The organism is Gluconobacter sp. DsW_056 (assembly GCF_002153595.1).
Taxonomy (GTDB): domain Bacteria; phylum Pseudomonadota; class Alphaproteobacteria; order Acetobacterales; family Acetobacteraceae; genus Gluconobacter; species Gluconobacter albidus.
This window is the reverse complement of record NZ_JOPF01000009.1, coordinates 151,593-168,355: the sequence shown is the minus strand read 5'-3', so window position 1 is coordinate 168,355 and position 16,763 is coordinate 151,593. Positions and strand designations below refer to the sequence as shown.

17 protein-coding genes are annotated in these 16,763 nt (G+C 60.2%); 8 read left to right on the top strand and 9 right to left on the bottom strand.

Going from position 1 to position 16,763, the window contains the following annotated elements:
- Positions 1-225 precede the first annotated feature (225 nt).
- Entirely contained in the window at positions 226-1,917 is a 1,692-nt protein-coding gene (gene aroB / locus HK22_RS07995; RefSeq protein WP_086648898.1) for a 3-dehydroquinate synthase, read from the bottom strand.
- Between the two features lie 59 nt (positions 1,918-1,976).
- Here aroB and HK22_RS07990 point away from each other — a divergent pair, with 59 nt between their 5' ends.
- The 3 genes from HK22_RS07990 (at position 1,977) to HK22_RS07980 (ending at position 4,370) form a co-directional block, all read left to right on the top strand.
- A complete protein-coding gene (locus HK22_RS07990; protein WP_086648897.1) occupies positions 1,977-2,399 on the top strand; it encodes a hypothetical protein in 423 nt (140 codons plus the stop codon).
- A 55-nt stretch (positions 2,400-2,454) separates the two neighbouring features.
- Positions 2,455-3,333 (top strand): tyrosine recombinase, encoded by an 879-nt coding sequence (locus HK22_RS07985; RefSeq protein ID WP_233142542.1) that lies wholly within the window; start codon positions 2,455-2,457, stop codon positions 3,331-3,333.
- Positions 3,334-3,395: 62 nt separating this feature from the next.
- A complete protein-coding gene (locus HK22_RS07980) occupies positions 3,396-4,370 on the top strand; it encodes an acetyl-CoA carboxylase carboxyltransferase subunit alpha (protein ID WP_086648895.1) in 975 nt (324 codons plus the stop codon).
- Between the two features lie 44 nt (positions 4,371-4,414).
- Here HK22_RS07980 and HK22_RS07975 read toward each other — a convergent pair whose 3' ends face one another.
- A complete protein-coding gene (locus tag HK22_RS07975; RefSeq protein WP_086648894.1) occupies positions 4,415-5,185 on the bottom strand; it encodes a molybdopterin-binding protein in 771 nt (256 codons plus the stop codon).
- A gap of 99 nt (positions 5,186-5,284) precedes the next feature.
- Between HK22_RS07975 and HK22_RS07970 the strand changes: the two genes are divergently transcribed.
- Complete coding sequence (locus tag HK22_RS07970; RefSeq protein WP_086648893.1) at positions 5,285-6,178, top strand: SMP-30/gluconolactonase/LRE family protein; 894 nt, start codon at positions 5,285-5,287, stop codon at positions 6,176-6,178.
- A 1-nt stretch (position 6,179) separates the two neighbouring features.
- Here HK22_RS07970 and HK22_RS07965 read toward each other — a convergent pair whose 3' ends face one another.
- Together HK22_RS07965 and HK22_RS07960 are read right to left on the bottom strand one after the other, a co-directional pair.
- Positions 6,180-7,184 (bottom strand): bifunctional GNAT family N-acetyltransferase/(deoxy)nucleoside triphosphate pyrophosphohydrolase, encoded by a 1,005-nt coding sequence (locus tag HK22_RS07965; RefSeq protein WP_086648892.1) that lies wholly within the window; start codon positions 7,182-7,184, stop codon positions 6,180-6,182.
- A 1-nt stretch (position 7,185) separates the two neighbouring features.
- Complete coding sequence (locus tag HK22_RS07960) at positions 7,186-8,355, bottom strand: aromatic ring-hydroxylating dioxygenase subunit alpha (protein ID WP_233142487.1); 1,170 nt, start codon at positions 8,353-8,355, stop codon at positions 7,186-7,188.
- Between the two features lie 472 nt (positions 8,356-8,827).
- Here HK22_RS07960 and HK22_RS07955 point away from each other — a divergent pair, with 472 nt between their 5' ends.
- On the top strand, positions 8,828-11,047 hold the full coding sequence (locus HK22_RS07955; protein ID WP_369827240.1) for a TonB-dependent receptor: 2,220 nt from the start codon (positions 8,828-8,830) through the stop codon (positions 11,045-11,047).
- Between the two features lie 45 nt (positions 11,048-11,092).
- Here the strand turns inward: HK22_RS07955 and HK22_RS07950 are convergent, their stop codons facing one another.
- Genes HK22_RS07950 through HK22_RS07940 form a run of 3 tightly spaced genes read right to left on the bottom strand, consistent with a single transcriptional unit; the run spans position 11,093 to position 13,024 of the window.
- On the bottom strand, positions 11,093-11,557 hold the full coding sequence (locus HK22_RS07950; RefSeq protein WP_143412392.1) for a hypothetical protein: 465 nt from the start codon (positions 11,555-11,557) through the stop codon (positions 11,093-11,095).
- Positions 11,558-11,567: 10 nt separating this feature from the next.
- On the bottom strand, positions 11,568-12,140 hold the full coding sequence (locus tag HK22_RS07945) for a hypothetical protein (protein ID WP_086648889.1): 573 nt from the start codon (positions 12,138-12,140) through the stop codon (positions 11,568-11,570).
- A gap of 14 nt (positions 12,141-12,154) precedes the next feature.
- Positions 12,155-13,024: an ATP-binding protein gene (locus HK22_RS07940; RefSeq protein ID WP_086648888.1), complete on the bottom strand. Its 870-nt coding sequence runs from the start codon at positions 13,022-13,024 to the stop codon at positions 12,155-12,157.
- Between the two features lie 119 nt (positions 13,025-13,143).
- Here HK22_RS07940 and yajC point away from each other — a divergent pair, with 119 nt between their 5' ends.
- Complete coding sequence (gene yajC / locus HK22_RS07935; RefSeq protein ID WP_062110617.1) at positions 13,144-13,488, top strand: preprotein translocase subunit YajC; 345 nt, start codon at positions 13,144-13,146, stop codon at positions 13,486-13,488.
- Between the two features lie 86 nt (positions 13,489-13,574).
- On the opposite strand, the gene HK22_RS07930 is transcribed toward yajC, so the two are convergent.
- Positions 13,575-14,183: a superoxide dismutase gene (locus tag HK22_RS07930; RefSeq protein WP_062110615.1), complete on the bottom strand. Its 609-nt coding sequence runs from the start codon at positions 14,181-14,183 to the stop codon at positions 13,575-13,577.
- A 68-nt stretch (positions 14,184-14,251) separates the two neighbouring features.
- Entirely contained in the window at positions 14,252-15,124 is an 873-nt protein-coding gene (locus tag HK22_RS07925) for an NAD(P)-dependent oxidoreductase (protein WP_062033575.1), read from the bottom strand.
- A gap of 80 nt (positions 15,125-15,204) precedes the next feature.
- Between HK22_RS07925 and msrP the strand changes: the two genes are divergently transcribed.
- Together msrP and msrQ are read left to right on the top strand one after the other, a co-directional pair.
- The gene (gene msrP, locus HK22_RS07920) at positions 15,205-16,143 is read left to right on the top strand and encodes a protein-methionine-sulfoxide reductase catalytic subunit MsrP (protein WP_086648887.1); all 939 of its coding nucleotides are present in this window, start codon (positions 15,205-15,207) and stop codon (positions 16,141-16,143) included.
- Positions 16,143-16,757: a protein-methionine-sulfoxide reductase heme-binding subunit MsrQ gene (gene msrQ / locus HK22_RS07915; RefSeq protein WP_369827225.1), complete on the top strand. Its 615-nt coding sequence runs from the start codon at positions 16,143-16,145 to the stop codon at positions 16,755-16,757. The genes msrP and msrQ overlap by 1 nt, the downstream gene beginning before the upstream one ends.
- The last annotated feature ends 6 nt before the right edge of the window (positions 16,758-16,763 follow it).

Below are 16,763 nucleotides of genomic sequence, written 5' to 3'. Positions count from 1 at the left end.
GAGTTCCCGGCGACAAAGCCACTCAGGGGGTTCCAGCTCTACTCGGGGAAGGGGAGTGACATAAAAGCCACAATCCATTTCGCCCGCTTCACGATCTACGCCTCGCGTCTATGCTGCCTTAGCTCAAGGTTTCAGCCGACGCCAGAGCCTCCCGCAGAAAGCAGCTATGCAAAAGCGGTGGCAAAACAGCTATTTAGCCGAGGTATGACGAAATTTTAACATTCATCACGGACGGCAACCCTCGCTTACGAGCAGATTACGCACTGTTTCTGCGGGAATTTCGCGTGTGGAGAAGGCTTTCCCGATCCCGCGCAGCAGGACGAATGCAACCTTCCCGTCCTGCATTTTCTTGTCGCGAGTCATGTGGTGCAGAAGTATTTCCGCCGAGAACGAGTCCCTGAACCAGTCAAAGCTCACCGGCATACCCAGACTGCGCAGGTGCCGGTCCAGCCGATGCAGGTCTTCGGCGGGGGCGTAACCCAGTTCCACGGAAAGCGCCATGGCCAGATGGATGCCGATTGAAACCCCTTCGCCATGCAGAAGGCGCCCGTCATATTCCAGTTCCGCCTCCAGGGCGTGGCCGAAAGTATGCCCCAGATTGAGCAGGGCGCGCCCTCCGACAGTGGCCTGTTCCTTTTCATCGGCAGCCACGACAGCGGCCTTGAAGGCGCAGGCGCGGCGAACGGCTTCCGCAAGTGCAGCAGGATCACCTTCCAGAACATTCTGCCCGTAGTTTTCGCACCATGCGAACAGGTCCGGGTCTGCGATCAGGCCGGATTTGACGATCTCGGCATATCCGGCAATGCGCTGACGTCTTGGGAGGGTGGCCAAGGCGGACGTGTCTGCCAGAACCGCGACAGGCTGATGGAACGCCCCGATCAAGTTCTTGCCTGCCGCTGCGTTGATCCCGGTTTTGCCTCCGACGCTGCTGTCCACCTGTGAGAGCAGCGTTGTGGGGATCTGCACGAAAGGCAGTCCGCGCAGGGCCGTAGCTGCAACGAAACCGGCAAGATCTCCGACCACGCCACCTCCCAGCGCCACAATGGTCGTCTTGCGCTCGATGCCCGTGGATAGAAGCCGGTTCATCACATCGGCGTAGCAGGCGAGGGATTTGCTCTCCTCGCCGCCGGAAACCGAAATCACGTCCGCACGGATGCCCGTTTCTTCGAAAGACGCCAGCAGACGCGGCAGATGCAGGCCGGCCACGATGCCGTCAGTAATGACGACCACGCGTTTCTGGGGGAGATGCGGGGCGAGCAGCGCGCCGGCACGGGAAATGAGATCAGGCCCGATCAGCACGTCATAGCTGTGATGGCTGAGCGAAACATGCACCGTCTCCGGCCTGCGATATTCCTCCAGAACTTCCCGTACCCGATGCACGCCCTGTTCCACGGTTTCGTCTCCACAATCGATAATGATGTCTGCTTCGGCGTAAACCGGATAGCGCAGCCCGACGAGCCGCTCCAGAACTTCGTCGGGACGTCCCTGGGCCAGGAGCGGTCGCCCCGGGCGCCCTGCAACCCGCTTGACCAGCACATGCACGGGCGCGCGCAGCCAGATCGAGACCGCATGACGGCGCACCAGCCGACGGGTCTGGGCGTCCATCCAGGCACCGCCTCCCGTTGCCAGGATGCACGGTGGCCCATCAAGAAGGCGCTGGATGACGCGCCGTTCCCCGTCCCGGAACGCGGCTTCGCCATGTCGGGCAAAGATTTCGGGAATCGAGCTTCCGGCGGCGCGTTCGATCTCGACGTCGGCATCGACGAAGGGCAGGCCGCAGATCTGGGCGAGACGCCGTCCGATAGTGGTTTTGCCAGCCCCCATCATCCCGACGAGGACAACCGTGCGCGACGGTATGCCATCGGATGAGAAAAAGGGTTCCGACTTGGCTGAAAGGGAGAAAGGCAGGCGTGACATGCCCTGCTACCTATCATAGGAGAAGGGGCACGTCCTGCCCTCACTTCGAGACCTTTTCCATGGCCAATATTGATCGTTCCATTTTCCGCCTGCCGTTCATTGGCGGAGCTATTGCCGTCCTTCTCGTTCTGGGCGCTGGCGGAGCGTTTCTGCGTCTGGGCATGACTGCCACTCCGCCGGAGCAGACCATGGTGCACAAGGATTTGTCGGGTGCGGCTTTCGCAAGCTCCACCGCGCCGCAGGCAGAACTTCCGGCCATGCCGCCCGTGCCTGCGGCCCAGACCGCGGTTCAGACGACGGCCCAGAGCCCGGCTGCCTCTGTTGTTGCATCTGGAACGACTCCGGCAGCCCCGGCTGCTGCTACTGCCGCCGCGCCCCTGACCCCTTCGACTCCACTGCCAACAATGCCTGCTCCCAAGGCTGCTCCAGCGCAGTCCATGCCTGCCGCTCCGGTCGCACCGGCTTCCGCTCCCCGACACTGAGCATCCTGTCGTGTCGCGCTCCGGTGACAGCAGGCATGTCGAGGCCTTTCTTGAGATGCTGGCTGCCGAGCGCGGCGCGGCGCTGAAAACCCGGCAGGCTTACGCCTCCGATCTCGCTGATTTTGCGGCGCACTGCGCGCCCATGTCCCTCTGCGACGCGCAGGGGAGGGAGGTTCAGTCCTATCTGGCCGAACTGTCCCGCGCCGGTCTGGCGGCACGAACCGCAGCGCGACGGCTGTCCTGTCTGCGTCAGTTCTATCGTTTCCTGATGCTCGAGTCGGTGCGGGAAGACGATCCGACCGAACGGCAGCAGGCTCCTAAAATTGGATCTTCCTTGCCCAGACCGCTCGACGAGGCTGAAATCCGCCTCCTGCTCGAAACCGGCACACAAGGACATGAAAACGAACGCCGGGACGTCGTCTCCCGGGCTGCGCTGGAACTGCTTTATACGACGGGGCTGCGCATTTCCGAGCTTCTCGCTTTGCCCGCGACCTGCGTCCATGTGCGCGGTCCCATGCTGCTGGTGCGGGGCAAGGGCGGACGGGAGCGTCTGGTGCCTCTGTCCCGGAGCGCGCGGGAGGCGGCCGACCAGCTTGTGCATTTTGACAGGGATCTGGGAAGTCCGTGGCTTTTCCCGGGACGCAATCCGCAAAAACCTCTGACGCGGCAGGGATTCGACAAGATCCTGCTCGCCTGCGCCCTCAAGGCCGGTGTCGACCCCGACCGCGTCAGCCCGCATGTTCTGAGGCATTCTTTTGCCAGTCATCTTCTGGCGCATGGGGCGGACCTGAGGGCGCTTCAGATGCTGCTCGGGCACGCGGATATCGCGACAACCCAGATTTATACGCAGGTCATGTCCGAACGTCTGCGACAGGCTGTGAGCGCGCATCATCCGCTCGCCCGCAAAGGGGTATCTGCGCTCGCGGAAGACTGACAGAAGCATTCCGCCTGTCTCAGGGACTGTTTCCCGGCGCGCAGGCGTGCTATCGGGCGGCCATGCGCCAATTCCTAGATTTCGAGAAGTCGGTCGCCGAACTCGAGACCAAAATCGACGAACTCCGCCAGATGGGCAGCCAGGGCAAGGCCTCAGGCACCAGCGGCATCAATATCGATGACGAGATTGCCCGTCTGTCCGAAAAGGCCGACAAGCAGCTCCGCTCAACGTACTCCAAGCTGACGCCGTTGCAGAAAGTGCAGGTGGCCCGTCACGCCCAGCGCCCCAAGGCACTGGATTACGTGCGTCTGCTGACGACAGACTACACCCCCCTGTCCGGCGACCGCGCCTTCGGTGACGATGACGCCATGATCGGTGGTCTGGCCCGTTTCCGCGGAGAGCCGGTCGTCATTGTCGGTACCGAGCGTGGTCACGACACCGAGACGCGTCTGAAGCATAATTTCGGCATGGCCCGTCCCGAAGGTTACCGCAAAGCACAGCGCCTGATCGAAATGGCCGGACGCTTCGGCCTGCCGGTTCTGAGCTTCATCGACACTGCGGGTGCCTGGCCGGGAATCGACGCCGAAGCGCGCGGACAGGCCCAGGCCATCGCGAAGTCGATCGACGTGTGTCTCAAGGCGCCCGTACCGCTGATCGCGACCGTGATCGGCGAGGGTGGTTCGGGCGGTGCCATCGCCATCGGTGCGGGTGACCGCATCCTGATGCTCGAACATTCGATTTATTCCGTGATCTCGCCGGAAGCCGCAGCTTCCATTCTGTGGCGGGATCCGAAGCTGGCCCCTGCCGCCGCAGAAGCTCTCAAGCTCACCGCGCAGGATCTTCAGTCCCTCGGCCTGATCGACCGGATTGTCCCCGAGCCCATCGGTGGCGCCCAGCGCGCGCCGAAAGAAGCTGTAACGGCTATCGGGAATGCGATTTCCGAAGAACTCGAGTCCCTCAAGGGACTGACAGGACCGGCGCTGATCCAGAAGCGTCGGGACAAGTTCCTGTCCATGACCCGCACACCTCTTCACTGAGGTCTTCATGAAAGCCGCTGCTTCGTGCAGCGGCTTTTGTTTTTTCAGGCCGTCTGTTTGTGTGGAGGCTCACCCGACAGGGGTTCACGTCCATGCGCCATGATGAGATCATGGATCGCCTGTGCGGCCTGACCGACGATCGCGTTGTCATAACCCTTGGCCACGAGGGCTACGCCACTCGCCCCATCCGGCAGGTGATAGGGATAGGAGCCGAGATCAATCGTCGGAAAGTTCTCCTGCAACGTTGCCAGATCGGACGCGAAATCGCCTTCCTTCAGTCCCGCGGCATGCCAGCTTGCGGAAACGAGGGGCGCGCCCTTCTCCATCTGTGGAACCAGCCATGCGACCATGGAGGCAAAAATCGACGGCACTCCGGCCATCACATGCACATTGCCGATGCTGAAACCGGGCGCTACGGAAACCGTGTTGAGGATTGGCGTTGACCCTTCCGGTAGATAGGCCATGCGCTGACGGGCGACATTGAAGCGATCCGCCCCAAGCGCTGCCTCCAGCAACCGGAAGCTTTCCTCATGTCGGACCAGTGGTGCCCCCATGGCCGTGGCGACGCATTCGGCCGTGATGTCGTCATGCGTCGGCCCGATCCCGCCTGACGTGAAGACGACATCGAATGCCGCGCTACACTCCCGGACGGTCCGGACGATCCAGTCTTTGATATCGGGAATGACACGGACTTCCATGAGCCGGATTCCCTGCGCGTTGAGCGCCTGAGCCAGAACGCGCGTATTGGCATCCTGTGTGCGTCCCGAGAGAATCTCGTTGCCAATAACGAGAAAACAGGCAGTTTTTTGAAGCATTTGTCCGCTCCTGATAGTCTTCGCCACAGAACGTAACGGGTCGTCCCGCGTTGTCGAGAACAAACCCGTCCCGCATTTTGGTTTTCATCAGGAGGAACCATGACCACCAGCCCGCTCCATCAGCCCGAATGCCTCCTGGATCTGCGTGCAACACTCGGGGAAGGCCCTGTCTGGATTCCAGGCGAACAATCCCTTTATTTCGTCGATATCCCCGAAGCGAGGATTCACCGTTTCACGCCCGAGACAGGGGCTCATGAAAGCTGGAGTGCACCGGACCGTGTGGCCTTTCTCCTGCCGGTCGAAGATGGGACATCTCTGGCGGGCATGCCTGACGGTCTGCGCCGTTTCGACCCGCGAACAGGTGCTTTCTCCGATCATAAATTTGTTGAGCCTGAAAAACCCGGCAACCGCCTGAATGACGGCTGTGTCGATCCACAGGGACGTCTGTGGTTCGGGACCATGGATGACGGCGAGGAGCAGCCTTCCGGCTCGATTTATCGCGTTGTGCATGAAGGGAACGGCCTGAACATAACCCATCATGATGAAGGTTATACCGTTTCCAACGGGCCTGCCGTGTCCCCATGCGGGAAGACGCTTTACGTCTGTGACAGCCCGGAACAGACGATTTACGCCTTTGATATCCAGTCCGATGGCGAACTCGCGAACGAGCGGGTTTTTGCGCGGCTGGAACAGGGATATCCCGACGGAATCGTGACCGATAGCGAAGGGACGCTCTGGTCCGGTGTCTGGGGCGGCTCGCGCGTGGCGCGTTTCAGGCCGGATGGCACGGAGCTTTCGTCTATTCCCATGCCGGTTACAAACGTGACCAAGGTCGCGTTCGGTGGCGACGACCTGAAGACCGTTTTCGTGACAACGGCACGCAAAGGACTGGATGCGGAAACGCTTGCGAAGGAGCCGCAGGCCGGTTCGCTGTTCGTGTTTCGCACGGATGTCGCAGGTGTGGATCAGCAGGTTTTCCGTCTGAACGGCTGACCTAGCCCAGAAGCTCCTGCAAAAGCGGGATCAGCGGAAGGTCCGGGTCCGGCATGGGATAACGGCCCAGATCGGTGGCGGCCACCCATTCCAGAGTCTGGCCTTCACGCGGGGTGGGAACACCCCGCCAGCGCCGCACCACATAAAGCGGCATCAGCAGATGAAACGGTCCGGCATTTTCGCTGACGAACGTGAACGGCGCCAGACAGGAACCGGTCAGATCCAGTCCGAGTTCCTCGCGCATTTCCCGGATCAGCGCCTGCTCTGGCGTCTCATCACGCTCGACCTTGCCGCCGGGGAATTCCCAAAGTCCTGCCAGACGTTTGCCTTCCGGTCTTTTGGCGAGAAGAATCCGTCCCTGCGCGTCCAGAAGTGCTGCGGCCACGACCAGCAGCGTACGCGGCTTAGGTGGTTCCATAGCGACAGGAACCGCTTCGGTCGGCGGCACAGGAGTTTCAGTTGGTGGCTGCGCTTCCAAAAGAAATGTCGTCCGGGGCAGTTCGAGCAGATCAATAGGACAATCCTGCCCGCGTGACACGAAGCGTCGGCTGGATGTGCCTGTTTTTGCAAAACCAAGCTTGGTCAGAACCGCCAGAGAGGCTGCATTGTCCTGCGCTGAATCTGCTGTGATTTTCTCCAGCCGAAGGACCGTCAGCCCCCATTCGATCACGCGCCGGGCCGCCTGGGTGGTGAGGCCCTGTCCCCATGCGCTCGGAGCCAGCCAGTAGCCCAGCGATCCGGAACGCCGGTCGTCAGACAGCACGAGACCGATTGCGCCCAGAAGCGATCCGTCACGGGTGATGGCGAAATGATGTGCGCTGCCCTGCGCGCTGTCATGACGGGTGGAGTCGATCCACTGTTCCGCCAGATCGCGCGGATACGGAAAGGGCAGGCGACTGAGCATCCGCACGACGCTCCAGTCATTGATCAGACGATGGACGGCCGGGGCGTCTTCCGGCTGCAGGGCGCGCAGAACGAGGCCCCCTGCCTTGAGTTCAGGTGTCATGTCAGGATTGTGAAACCTGCTGGGCTGTAGGTTTGTCGGCTGGAACGCCGCATCGGGCCAGAAGCCGGCGCAGCATGTTGATGACCGGGAAGACTTCCTGATTGCGGTCGCCGCCCTGTTCGTTCCACGCAGCCTGTTCCAACTCCACGATATCCCGGTCTTCCTTGAAGATCCGCTCCGTGAACGCAACCAGGAAGGGCCAGGCGATGTCCAGAACCAGCTTGGCCTTCGGGCGACGGATCGAGAGCAGTCCGAAGACACGGCAGGTCTTCTGTTCCACATCCTGCGGGACATAGACGATCCACAGATCCATGACCGGCGGTTCGTCGCCCGTGGCGATGCGGAGTGTCTGGTACGGATATTCCGTCCGGATCGTCATGACGTCTTTATGAGCGTATTTCTCGCTCGCGTCGCGGCGCTCGCCGAAAATGAACGTCTCGCCCCAGGGCTGCTTGCCGCCGGTACGCGCGAAGCTGTAGCGCGCCTCGACCAGTGTGGGTTCGTCCCGCCCGCCCAGAAAGCGGGGTTTCATCTGGCCCATCTGCTTCATGTGCATGAACTGATGGTTCATATCCATCAGGTTTTCATGCATGAAACTGTAATGGCACGCGACCGTCTCGCCGAAACGGCGCGTCTTGTATTCGGGATTGCCAACCGATCCCATCTGCGGAAACGGCGTGCTTTCGGCTTTCGCGGGATCGCCCGGGAAGATGAAGATCAGGCCGCCTTCTTCGCGGCACGGATAGGTCCGCACGCCGTTCGGCAGCTTGCCCTTGCCCAGATACGGCACGTCGATGCATCGCCCGGAGCGTCCATAGGCCCAGCCATGATAGCAGCACTGCACTGCTTCACCGCTGACCTTGCCGAGGCTGAGGGGAACCTGTCGGTGCGCGCACCGGTCTTCCAGCGCGAACACGCTGCCGTCCATCGGGCGCACGAGCGCGATCGGCTGCCCCGCATACCGCGTGCCGATAGTCTTGCCGCGCCTGAGTTCGCGGGACCAGGCGACCGGATACCAGTAATCGGGGTTGGCCAGAACGCGCCGAAGATCTCCTGTCTTGCGGACCACATCCTCGACTGGAGAATATTCGCCGATATTCGGGTCGATCACCCGATCTGTGCCCGAAGGAGAGTTTTCGGCAGCAGAAGAGACAGAAAGCGTCTGCGACATGAGTATCCTGATCCGTAATGAAACCGCGACATCGTCTTGCTGAGAGTGAACCTAACAGGCAAAGCCCCCCTACAGGAAGCGATCATTCATGCCCGCAGAGCGCGTCTTTCCCGCAACATGCGGCACAAAAACCACCGTTTTCGTGTCATTGAAACATCATCTAGCAATGCTGGCGCTTTCCGCAGTGTGCAGGCACGTTTAGGACACCGCTTCCCAAAGTTTACAAAACCCAGATTCCGGAGTTTCGTCCACGGTGCGAACCAGATCCCTGCTGCTTTCCTCCATCGCACTGTTTGCAGTCCGCCAGTCAGCTCTGGCGGCAGGGCATCAGCCCCTTCCTGCAGCGGATGATGCTTCGCCGGTTTTGGTGTCCGCGCATCCGGCAAAGCATCATGCCCCGAAAGCTGTTTCTGGCGCATCTGCACGGAATGGCGCGGAGCACGCCGCACCGGTTCGTCGCAAGGCCGGAGCTCTGGAATCCCGCGCGACCGAAAGCGTCGCCGTCACGGGGCGGCAACTGACGGGCCGTGATGCCGAGCAGGCAGTCTCGAAAGCCATCATGCGCCAGTACGTCCCCGGAACCAGTGCCTACAAGATGCTGGACCGCACGCCGGGCGTGAGCTTCACTTCCACCGACCCGTTTGGTATCGACAGCTTCGGCGCCAATCTCTACGTGCGCGGGTTCTTCATGAATCAGATGGGCGTGACGGTGGATGGCGTTCCCCTGAACGACCAGACCTACCAGTCCGTCAGCGGCATGAGCCTGGCCTCTGCCATCATTCCCGATGACATCCAGTCCATGCGCATGTCGCAGGGCGCAGGCTCCGTTGAGCTGCCCTCCATGAACACGCTGGGCGGGACGATCCAGATCGGATCTTCGGATCCCGACGATAAACGCGGTGGCAAGGTGAGCCAGTCCTTTGGCAGCTATGGCTCCTACCGCACCTATGTCCGCCTGGATTCCGGCAAGCTGAACCAGACCGGCACGAAGCTCTACACCTCCTATGCCCGGACCGACGAGGGCATGTGGATGGGCAGTGGCGACCAGTTCATGCAGCAGGTCGATGCTAAGCTCGTACAGCCGATCAATGAACGCAGCCGCATGTCGGCCTTCTTCAACTGGTCCAGCCTTGCGCAGTGGAACTATCCCGATACGTCCATCGGCATCCTGAAGAACCTCGGCTGGCGTACCCCCCATCTTTATCCGAACTATGGTCTGGCTTACGGCATCGCCAATGGGACGCGCCCCTATCCGGCGGGTTACAACAGTGTTCCGGGTATCGATGGCTCCAATATCGCCATGTATGACGGCGGTCAGGCCGAAACTAATTACATGGGCGGGCTGCATTTCGATCTTGCCCTTACCGACCATCTGACCTGGAACAGCACGCTCTACGGCCACAGCCAGACCGGCTATTATAGCTATACCGACAGCGACCCCGACGATCAGGTCGAGGGCGGCGCACCCCTGTCCGAGGAAGTCTGGCAGAACCGTCAGGAACGCTACGGTTTTGATACCAGCCTGCGCTACAAATGGGGCCGTCATACGATCGAAGGCGGTGTCTGGTACGAGAACAACAACCAGCAGGCAGGGCTCTTCAATTACCGCGAGCCGATTCTGGGGCAGGGTGCACCGCTCAAGGCCGTCGGGCCTTATGACGTTTATGGCCCGGCCTACCTGGAAGGTTACAACTTCCAGTGGAACACCAATGTCATGCAGTTCCATCTTCAGGACAGCATCCAGCTTGCTGAAGGCCTGACCCTGCATGCCGGTTTCAAGTCCATGACCGCTACCACATCCGGCGGCGCGCAGTATAACAATGCTGACTGGACGGGTGCTGACGCCCTGCCGAACGGATCGCTGACTGCGTCTCAGGCCTTCCTGCCCCATGTCAATCTGGACTGGCACATCAACCGCCACCACGAGATCTATGTTGACGTGGCCGAGAACATGCGCGCCTACGAGGTCTCGGCCTATGGTGTCGCAAACTCGGTCTATTCCGTGCAGGATCAGGCTACGTTCCAGGCGCAGAAGAAGTCTCTAGAGCCGTCAAAGGCCTGGGTCTATCTCGGTGGTTATCGCTATTCGTCGAAGCTCCTTCAGGTGAACGCGACGGTCTACCACGCCAGCCTGATCCACCCGATCCTGGCCGCGGCCGTTGGCTCTCTGACCAACCCGGTCTCGCAGGTCATTGATTTCGGCCATATCTCCATGACGGGTGCGAATGGCGATATCACCATTACCCCCATCGACGGCCTGAGCATCAGCAATAACCTGAGCTACAACAAAGGTACCTACGATCGGAACGTCGATACGGTCGGCGGCTATTACGCGCTCGCGGGCAAGAATATCGTCAACTATCCCGCCTGGATGTACAAAACATCGGTTGCCTATAGCTGGAAGGGTATGACAGCGCATTTCGATGCCAACTACTACAGCCGCCGCTATTACAGCTTCATGAACGACACGTCGATCGGCGGCTACTGGCTGGCTAATGCCGGTGCGCAGTATCGTTTCGGCAAGCTCAGCGTTCTCAAGGATGTCACGGCGAGCTTCAATGTCTACAACCTGTTCAACACCAAATACATCTCCATGATGGGTGAGAACGATAATCCCGCTGTGGGCGATTACCAGTCCATGGAGCGCGGTGCTGTCCGCGAATTCTTCGGCACCGTCAGCGCGTCGTTCTGAACGACGGACAAGGCAGGCGGCGCTTCGGTCCGCCTGCTTTCAGCATCAGGAAAAAGCTGAGAGAGCTGCCGGGTCAGGGTCGTCTGCATTTTGTCCCGTCAGACGTGAGCGGGCTGCACTCGCAACACGCCTGCTCCGTCTTGCCGTGCGTCGGAACAGCTCCCGCAGAATGAGGATATTTTTTCCGACTCCCGTCGTCAGCATCACAAACGCAAGGCTGGATGCCGCTTCGATAAAAGACGTGACTTCAAAGCTGGTGGCAAAGGTCAGAAAATCCGGAGCCATCTGTAGGCTTGTGGCAAAACCATCATGGCCCAGTAACCACGTGGCGCAACCCACAAGCAGAATAATCCCCAGCGCAAGAATTCCCACAACATGGGGAAATTCTTTTATCCATCTGCAGGGACGCGTCACAAGCCGATCACGACAGATCCTGCCGACCGGCGTATCGGGTGCGGCGTAGGCCAGAAAAACCGCAGCAAACAGGCATAGAAGTATCAGGGGTGCCATGAACGTAACCTCAGTTCTCGCCATCCGAAGAATTATAGTCCTTTTTGGATAGGCGGTTCGCAAGTGTTTTCAGATCGGCGACGCCAAGTGTGGCACGAAGGCTGTCAGGTATCAGTGCAGCGTTAAATGGTGCGCGTGTGGGAGTTTCTTCCTTCCCGGTTCCGGCCACGCTCCGGATGACAGTCTGCGTGCCGAAAATCTGTGGGTGCCTGTTCTGCTGAAGATAGCGATCCAGTGTCGCTGCTGCGATCCAGCGGGCCTGTGTGTACCCCTTTGCCAGTGCGGCCATGGCCAGGACGTGCGCAAGCAGGTAATCGTCCGGTTTCTGGCCATGCTGCTGAATGAAGGCTGCTTCGTAGTAGTCCAGCCCCGTCGTGACGACATTCTGCTCCAGCATCCTGTGTAGTTCGGCCCGCCGCTTCATGTCATTGGGGATCAGGGTGTCCCAGTTGATCGGCTCCTGTTCACGCTCTGCCTGATCGGCGTCGAACATGGCCTTGAGGCGTGGATTGTCTCCGGCCTGAGCCGTATTCATGGCAGAGGCCAGAAGGGCAAGGAGTCCGAGGGCGTGGAATATCTTCATGGTTTTTTCCGTCCTCACGACTGCGGAATACCCAGTTCCGCAGCCAGATCGCTGATGAACTGCGAGGCCACGCGGCCGGACCGACTGCCCCGCGCCATGGCCCACTGAAGCGCCTTGCGTCGCAGGTTCTCACGCGGAACCGGCAGGTTGTAATAAGCCGCATAGGCTTCAACGATCGCCAGATAATCGTCCTGCGTCGCGCCATACAGTCCGATCCACAGACCGAACCGGTCCGAAAGAGAGACCTTTTCCTCAATCGCTTCGGATGGATTGATTGCGCTTCCCGTCTCGTTCTCGATCATATCCCGCGGCATCAGGTGACGGCGGTTGGACGTCGCATAGATCAGGACGTTTTCCGGGCGTCCGCCGATCCCGCCATCGAGCACGGATTTGAGTGACTTGTAATCTGCGTCCTGGCTTTCGAACGAAAGGTCATCACAGAACAGGATGCAGCGGCGTTTCGTGGTCCGCAGGACAGCCAGCAGTTTCGGCAGCGATGGAAGTTCGTCCCGCTGGATCTCGATCAGTGCGAGCGTCCCGCCGTTCTTCGCACGCTGCTCCGCGTTCACAGCCGCAACGGAGGCTTTAACGAGCGAGGACTTCCCCATGCCACGCGCGCCCCAGAGCATGACATTGTTGGCGCTGAAGCCCTCCGCGAAATGCCGCGTGTTGGCCATGACCTGATCCATCTGACGCTTCACGCCCTGAAGCAGGGACAGGGGCACGCCCGAAACCTTCTCAACCGGAGTCAGTACGCCCAGCGCGGCCTGCCACAGAAAGGCGTCATGTTTGTGCAGGATATCCGCGTTCGGCGGAGGCGGACTCATGCGCTCCAGACTGTCGGCAATACGTTCGAGAGCGTTGAGCAGGGCGTGGTCGGTCATGGAAAACGGTTCCGGGCTGAAAGGAGTTGAGATCAAAAGACGTCGGCGCCACGCTTGACGGGCAGCCCCCGGACGATATGGTCCCCGCCAGCTTCACTCAAGACTGGACCCCGACATCCATGAGCAGTCTGTTTATTTCTTCCGCCCAGGCCGCCGATGGTGGTGGTCTGCTTTCCAATCCGCAGGTGCTTCAGTTCGCCCCGATGATTTTCATCTTCGTGGTGTTCTATTTCCTGCTGATCCGCCCCCAGCAGCAGCGCGCACGCAAACTGCGTGACGAGCAGGGCTCGCTGCGTCGTGGTGATCGTATCGTCACGGCCGGTGGCATCGTGGGCGTCGTGCAGGCGACGCGTGATGACAGCGATGAAGTCGATGTCGAGATCGCACAGGGTGTACGCGTGAAAATCGTCCGCAGCACGATCACGACCATCACGTCGCGCGAGAAAACGCCCAGCGCTTCCTGAACCGGGCTTTTGCGATCCGTTCATGAAAAACGCCCCGCCCGGAAAACCGGACGGGGCGTTTTTTTGTCTGATGAACCTCGAAGGGATCAGGCAGACTTCAGTTCAGCTTCCGCGAACTCGTAGTTGGCGAGCTTGTCCAGATAGTTCGTGACATAGTCCGGGCGACGGTTGCGGAAATCGAGGTAGTAAGCGTGCTCCCACACATCGAGGCCCAGAAGCGTCTTGCCCTGACCTTCAGCAAGCGGGTTGGAGCCGTTTGCCGTTTTCGTCACGGCAAGCTTGCCGGACTTGTCCAGTACCAGCCAGGCCCAGCCCGAACCGAACTGCGTCGTGGCAGCCTGCTTGAAGAGCTTCTTGAACTCTTCAACAGACCCGAAGTCTTCAGCAATCTTCTTTTCCAGACCGGTCGGGATCTTGCCGCCCTTCGGAGACAGATTCTTCCAGAACAGGATGTGGTTCCAGTGCTGGCCCGCATTGTTGAAGACCGGGGCAATCTCAGGCTTGCCGTGGGAGAACGCGATGATCTCCTCAAGCGTCTTGCCAGCCAGTTCCGGCTTGCTCTCCACGAAACCGTTCAGGGCCGTGACATAGGCCTGATGGTGTTTGCCGTGGTGCAGTTCCAGCGTTTCCTGGCACATGCCCGCATCAGCGAGAGCATTTTCGGCGTAGGGCAGGGTGGGAAGTTCAAAGGCCATGATGTCACTCCTTGGCAGAATAAGGCGAGATGACCGTCCTCAGGGACGGGTGCTCCCGCGTATCGTTCTCATTTATGAGGAAGATTGGCAACGCTGTGTTCCATCGCACCGATGAGGGCCGAGTAATCCTCATCCGCATGCAGCCGGTTGGAAAGGGCCAGAGCCTGATCGGCCACGGCCATGCCTGGCATGAACGCGCCAACCTTGCGTCCGGCATCGAGCAGCAGCCCCATGTCCTTGGACATCAGGCGTGTGGGGAACTGCGACGGGAACTCACGGTTCTGGCCCATCTTCAGTTTGCGCTTGTGATGCGGGCTGACAACGGCCACCTGCTGAAGCGTCTCGAACACGACATCGCGGTCCAGCCCCGCAGCCAGCCCGTACGATACGCCTTCGGCCACGATGTTGAGCGTCGCCCCCATCACGCCGTTCACGACCAGTTTCAGGCGTGCGGCCGCACCGGCAGGCCCGGCATGGATCGTCAGCTTGCCGATCACGTCCAGAACCGGCTGCGCCCGCTTGACCACGGCCTCATCGCCTCCCACCAGCATGACCAGATCGCCAGTCTCGGCTTCCGGCGTGCTGCCGGACATGGGGGCATCAAGCAGGGAGAACCCATGTTCCACAGCAAGTTTTGCAAAGGCGTCCGCCTGATCCGGCGAGACTGTGGATGTATCGAGGACAAGCTTGTCAGCCGTCAGGGCAGCGAGCGCGCCATTTTCGCCATGCAGGGACTGATTTTCCGCGGCATCATTCGGTACGCAGAAAATGATGATCTCGGCCGCTTCGGCAATCGCACGGGGCGAGGGCAGCATTTCCGTTTCATCCTTGCCCCCTGACGGCGCGAACGCGACAACCGGGTAGCCGGCCTTTCGCAGATTGGCGCCCATACGCTGGGCCATCGCACCGTAGCCGATAAAACCGATTTTAGGACGGGGCATGGATACTGGCTCCTTATGATGCGTTACGACAGACTCACGCATCATAGGTGCCAGAGTTTCTCAGAGTCCGGAAATTGATCATGGCACTTTTTCAGTACCCCAGGCCGCTGCCATCCGAGATTACTCCAAAAGAGATGTATCTCTCCCGACGTGCCCTGATCGGCGGTGCGGCAGCCCTGAGCACGCTTGCCACCGCGGCAAACGCCGCATCCCTCCAGACGCATCCGGGGCCGTATTCCGGCAATCTCACGCCGACGCCACACGAAGACGTGACGCACTATAATAATTTTTACGAATTTGGCATGGGCAAAGCCGATCCTGCGGCCCACTCGCAGGACTTTCATCCGCTTCCATGGACGCTGGAGATCACGGGTCTTGTTCGCAAGCCCGTCTGTCTGGACGTGGAGCAGCTTTTGCGTTCTGCGGCAATGGAAGAGCGTATTTACCGCATGCGCTGTGTCGAGGCGTGGTCCATGGTCATCCCGTGGGACGGTCTCCCGCTGGCGAGCCTGCTGAAGGACGCTGATCCCGATCCCCGCGCCACCCATGTCGCTTTCGAGAGCGTTCTGCGTCCGTCGGAAATGCCCGGACAGAGTGACGGCCTGTCGGGCATCCAGTGGCCTTACGTGGAGGGTCTGCGTCTGGACGAAGCTATGAATCCGCTGACGCTACTCGCGCTGGGTGTTTATGGCGAGACGCTTCCAAACCAGAACGGCGCGCCCATTCGTCTGGTTGTTCCGTGGAAATATGGTTTCAAAGGCATCAAGTCGATTCAGCGTATTCGCCTGCTGGACCACGAGCCGCCCACGACATGGAATCGCCTCGCCTCCGACGAATACGGCTTTTATGCCAACGTCAATCCACAGGTCGATCATCCCCGCTGGAGTCAGGCGACAGAGCGCGTCATAGGCGCGCACTCCCTCTTCGGTGCCACACGGCAGCCGACGCTGATGTTCAACGGATATGGCGAGCAGGTGGCGGATCTGTATCGCGGCATGGACTTGCGGAAAAACTTCTGATGCCGTCAGAGGGGATGTCTGCCTCAAGAGCCAGAAGCGGTATGCTGCAACGGCACTGGCGCGTGATCCTGTATCCGCTCGGCATGATCCCGGCCGGGTGGCTCGTCTGGCAGGGGCAGCATGGCGCGCTCGGCGCCGACCCGGTCAATGTGTTCGAGCGGTCACTAGGGCTCTGGGCCTTCCGTTTTCTGCTGGCCTGTCTGGCGCTGGCTCCGCTGAGACGTTTTGCGGGCGTTAATCTGCTTCGATACCGACGTCTGACCGGATTGCTGGCGTTTTTTTATGCCAGTCTGCATGTGCTGGCCTATGTCGGTCTGGATCACGGGTTCGACTGGACCGTTCTGTGGACCGACATCACGCACCGCTTCTTCATCATTCTCGGGATGAGTGCTCTGGTTCTGCTCATTCCACTCGCGCTGACCTCAAACGCGTTGTCTATGCGCCTGATGAAGCGCCGATGGAAATTTCTGCACAGGCTGATCTACCCGGCCGCAGTTCTGGCAGGCATCCACTTCTTCTTGTCATTCAAGACATTGAACTCGGTCTCTGCGCCCTATCTTGCGGCATTGGCGTTGCTTCTGGCGTGCCGCATCCTGCCGAAGAGACGCGTATAAACAGGC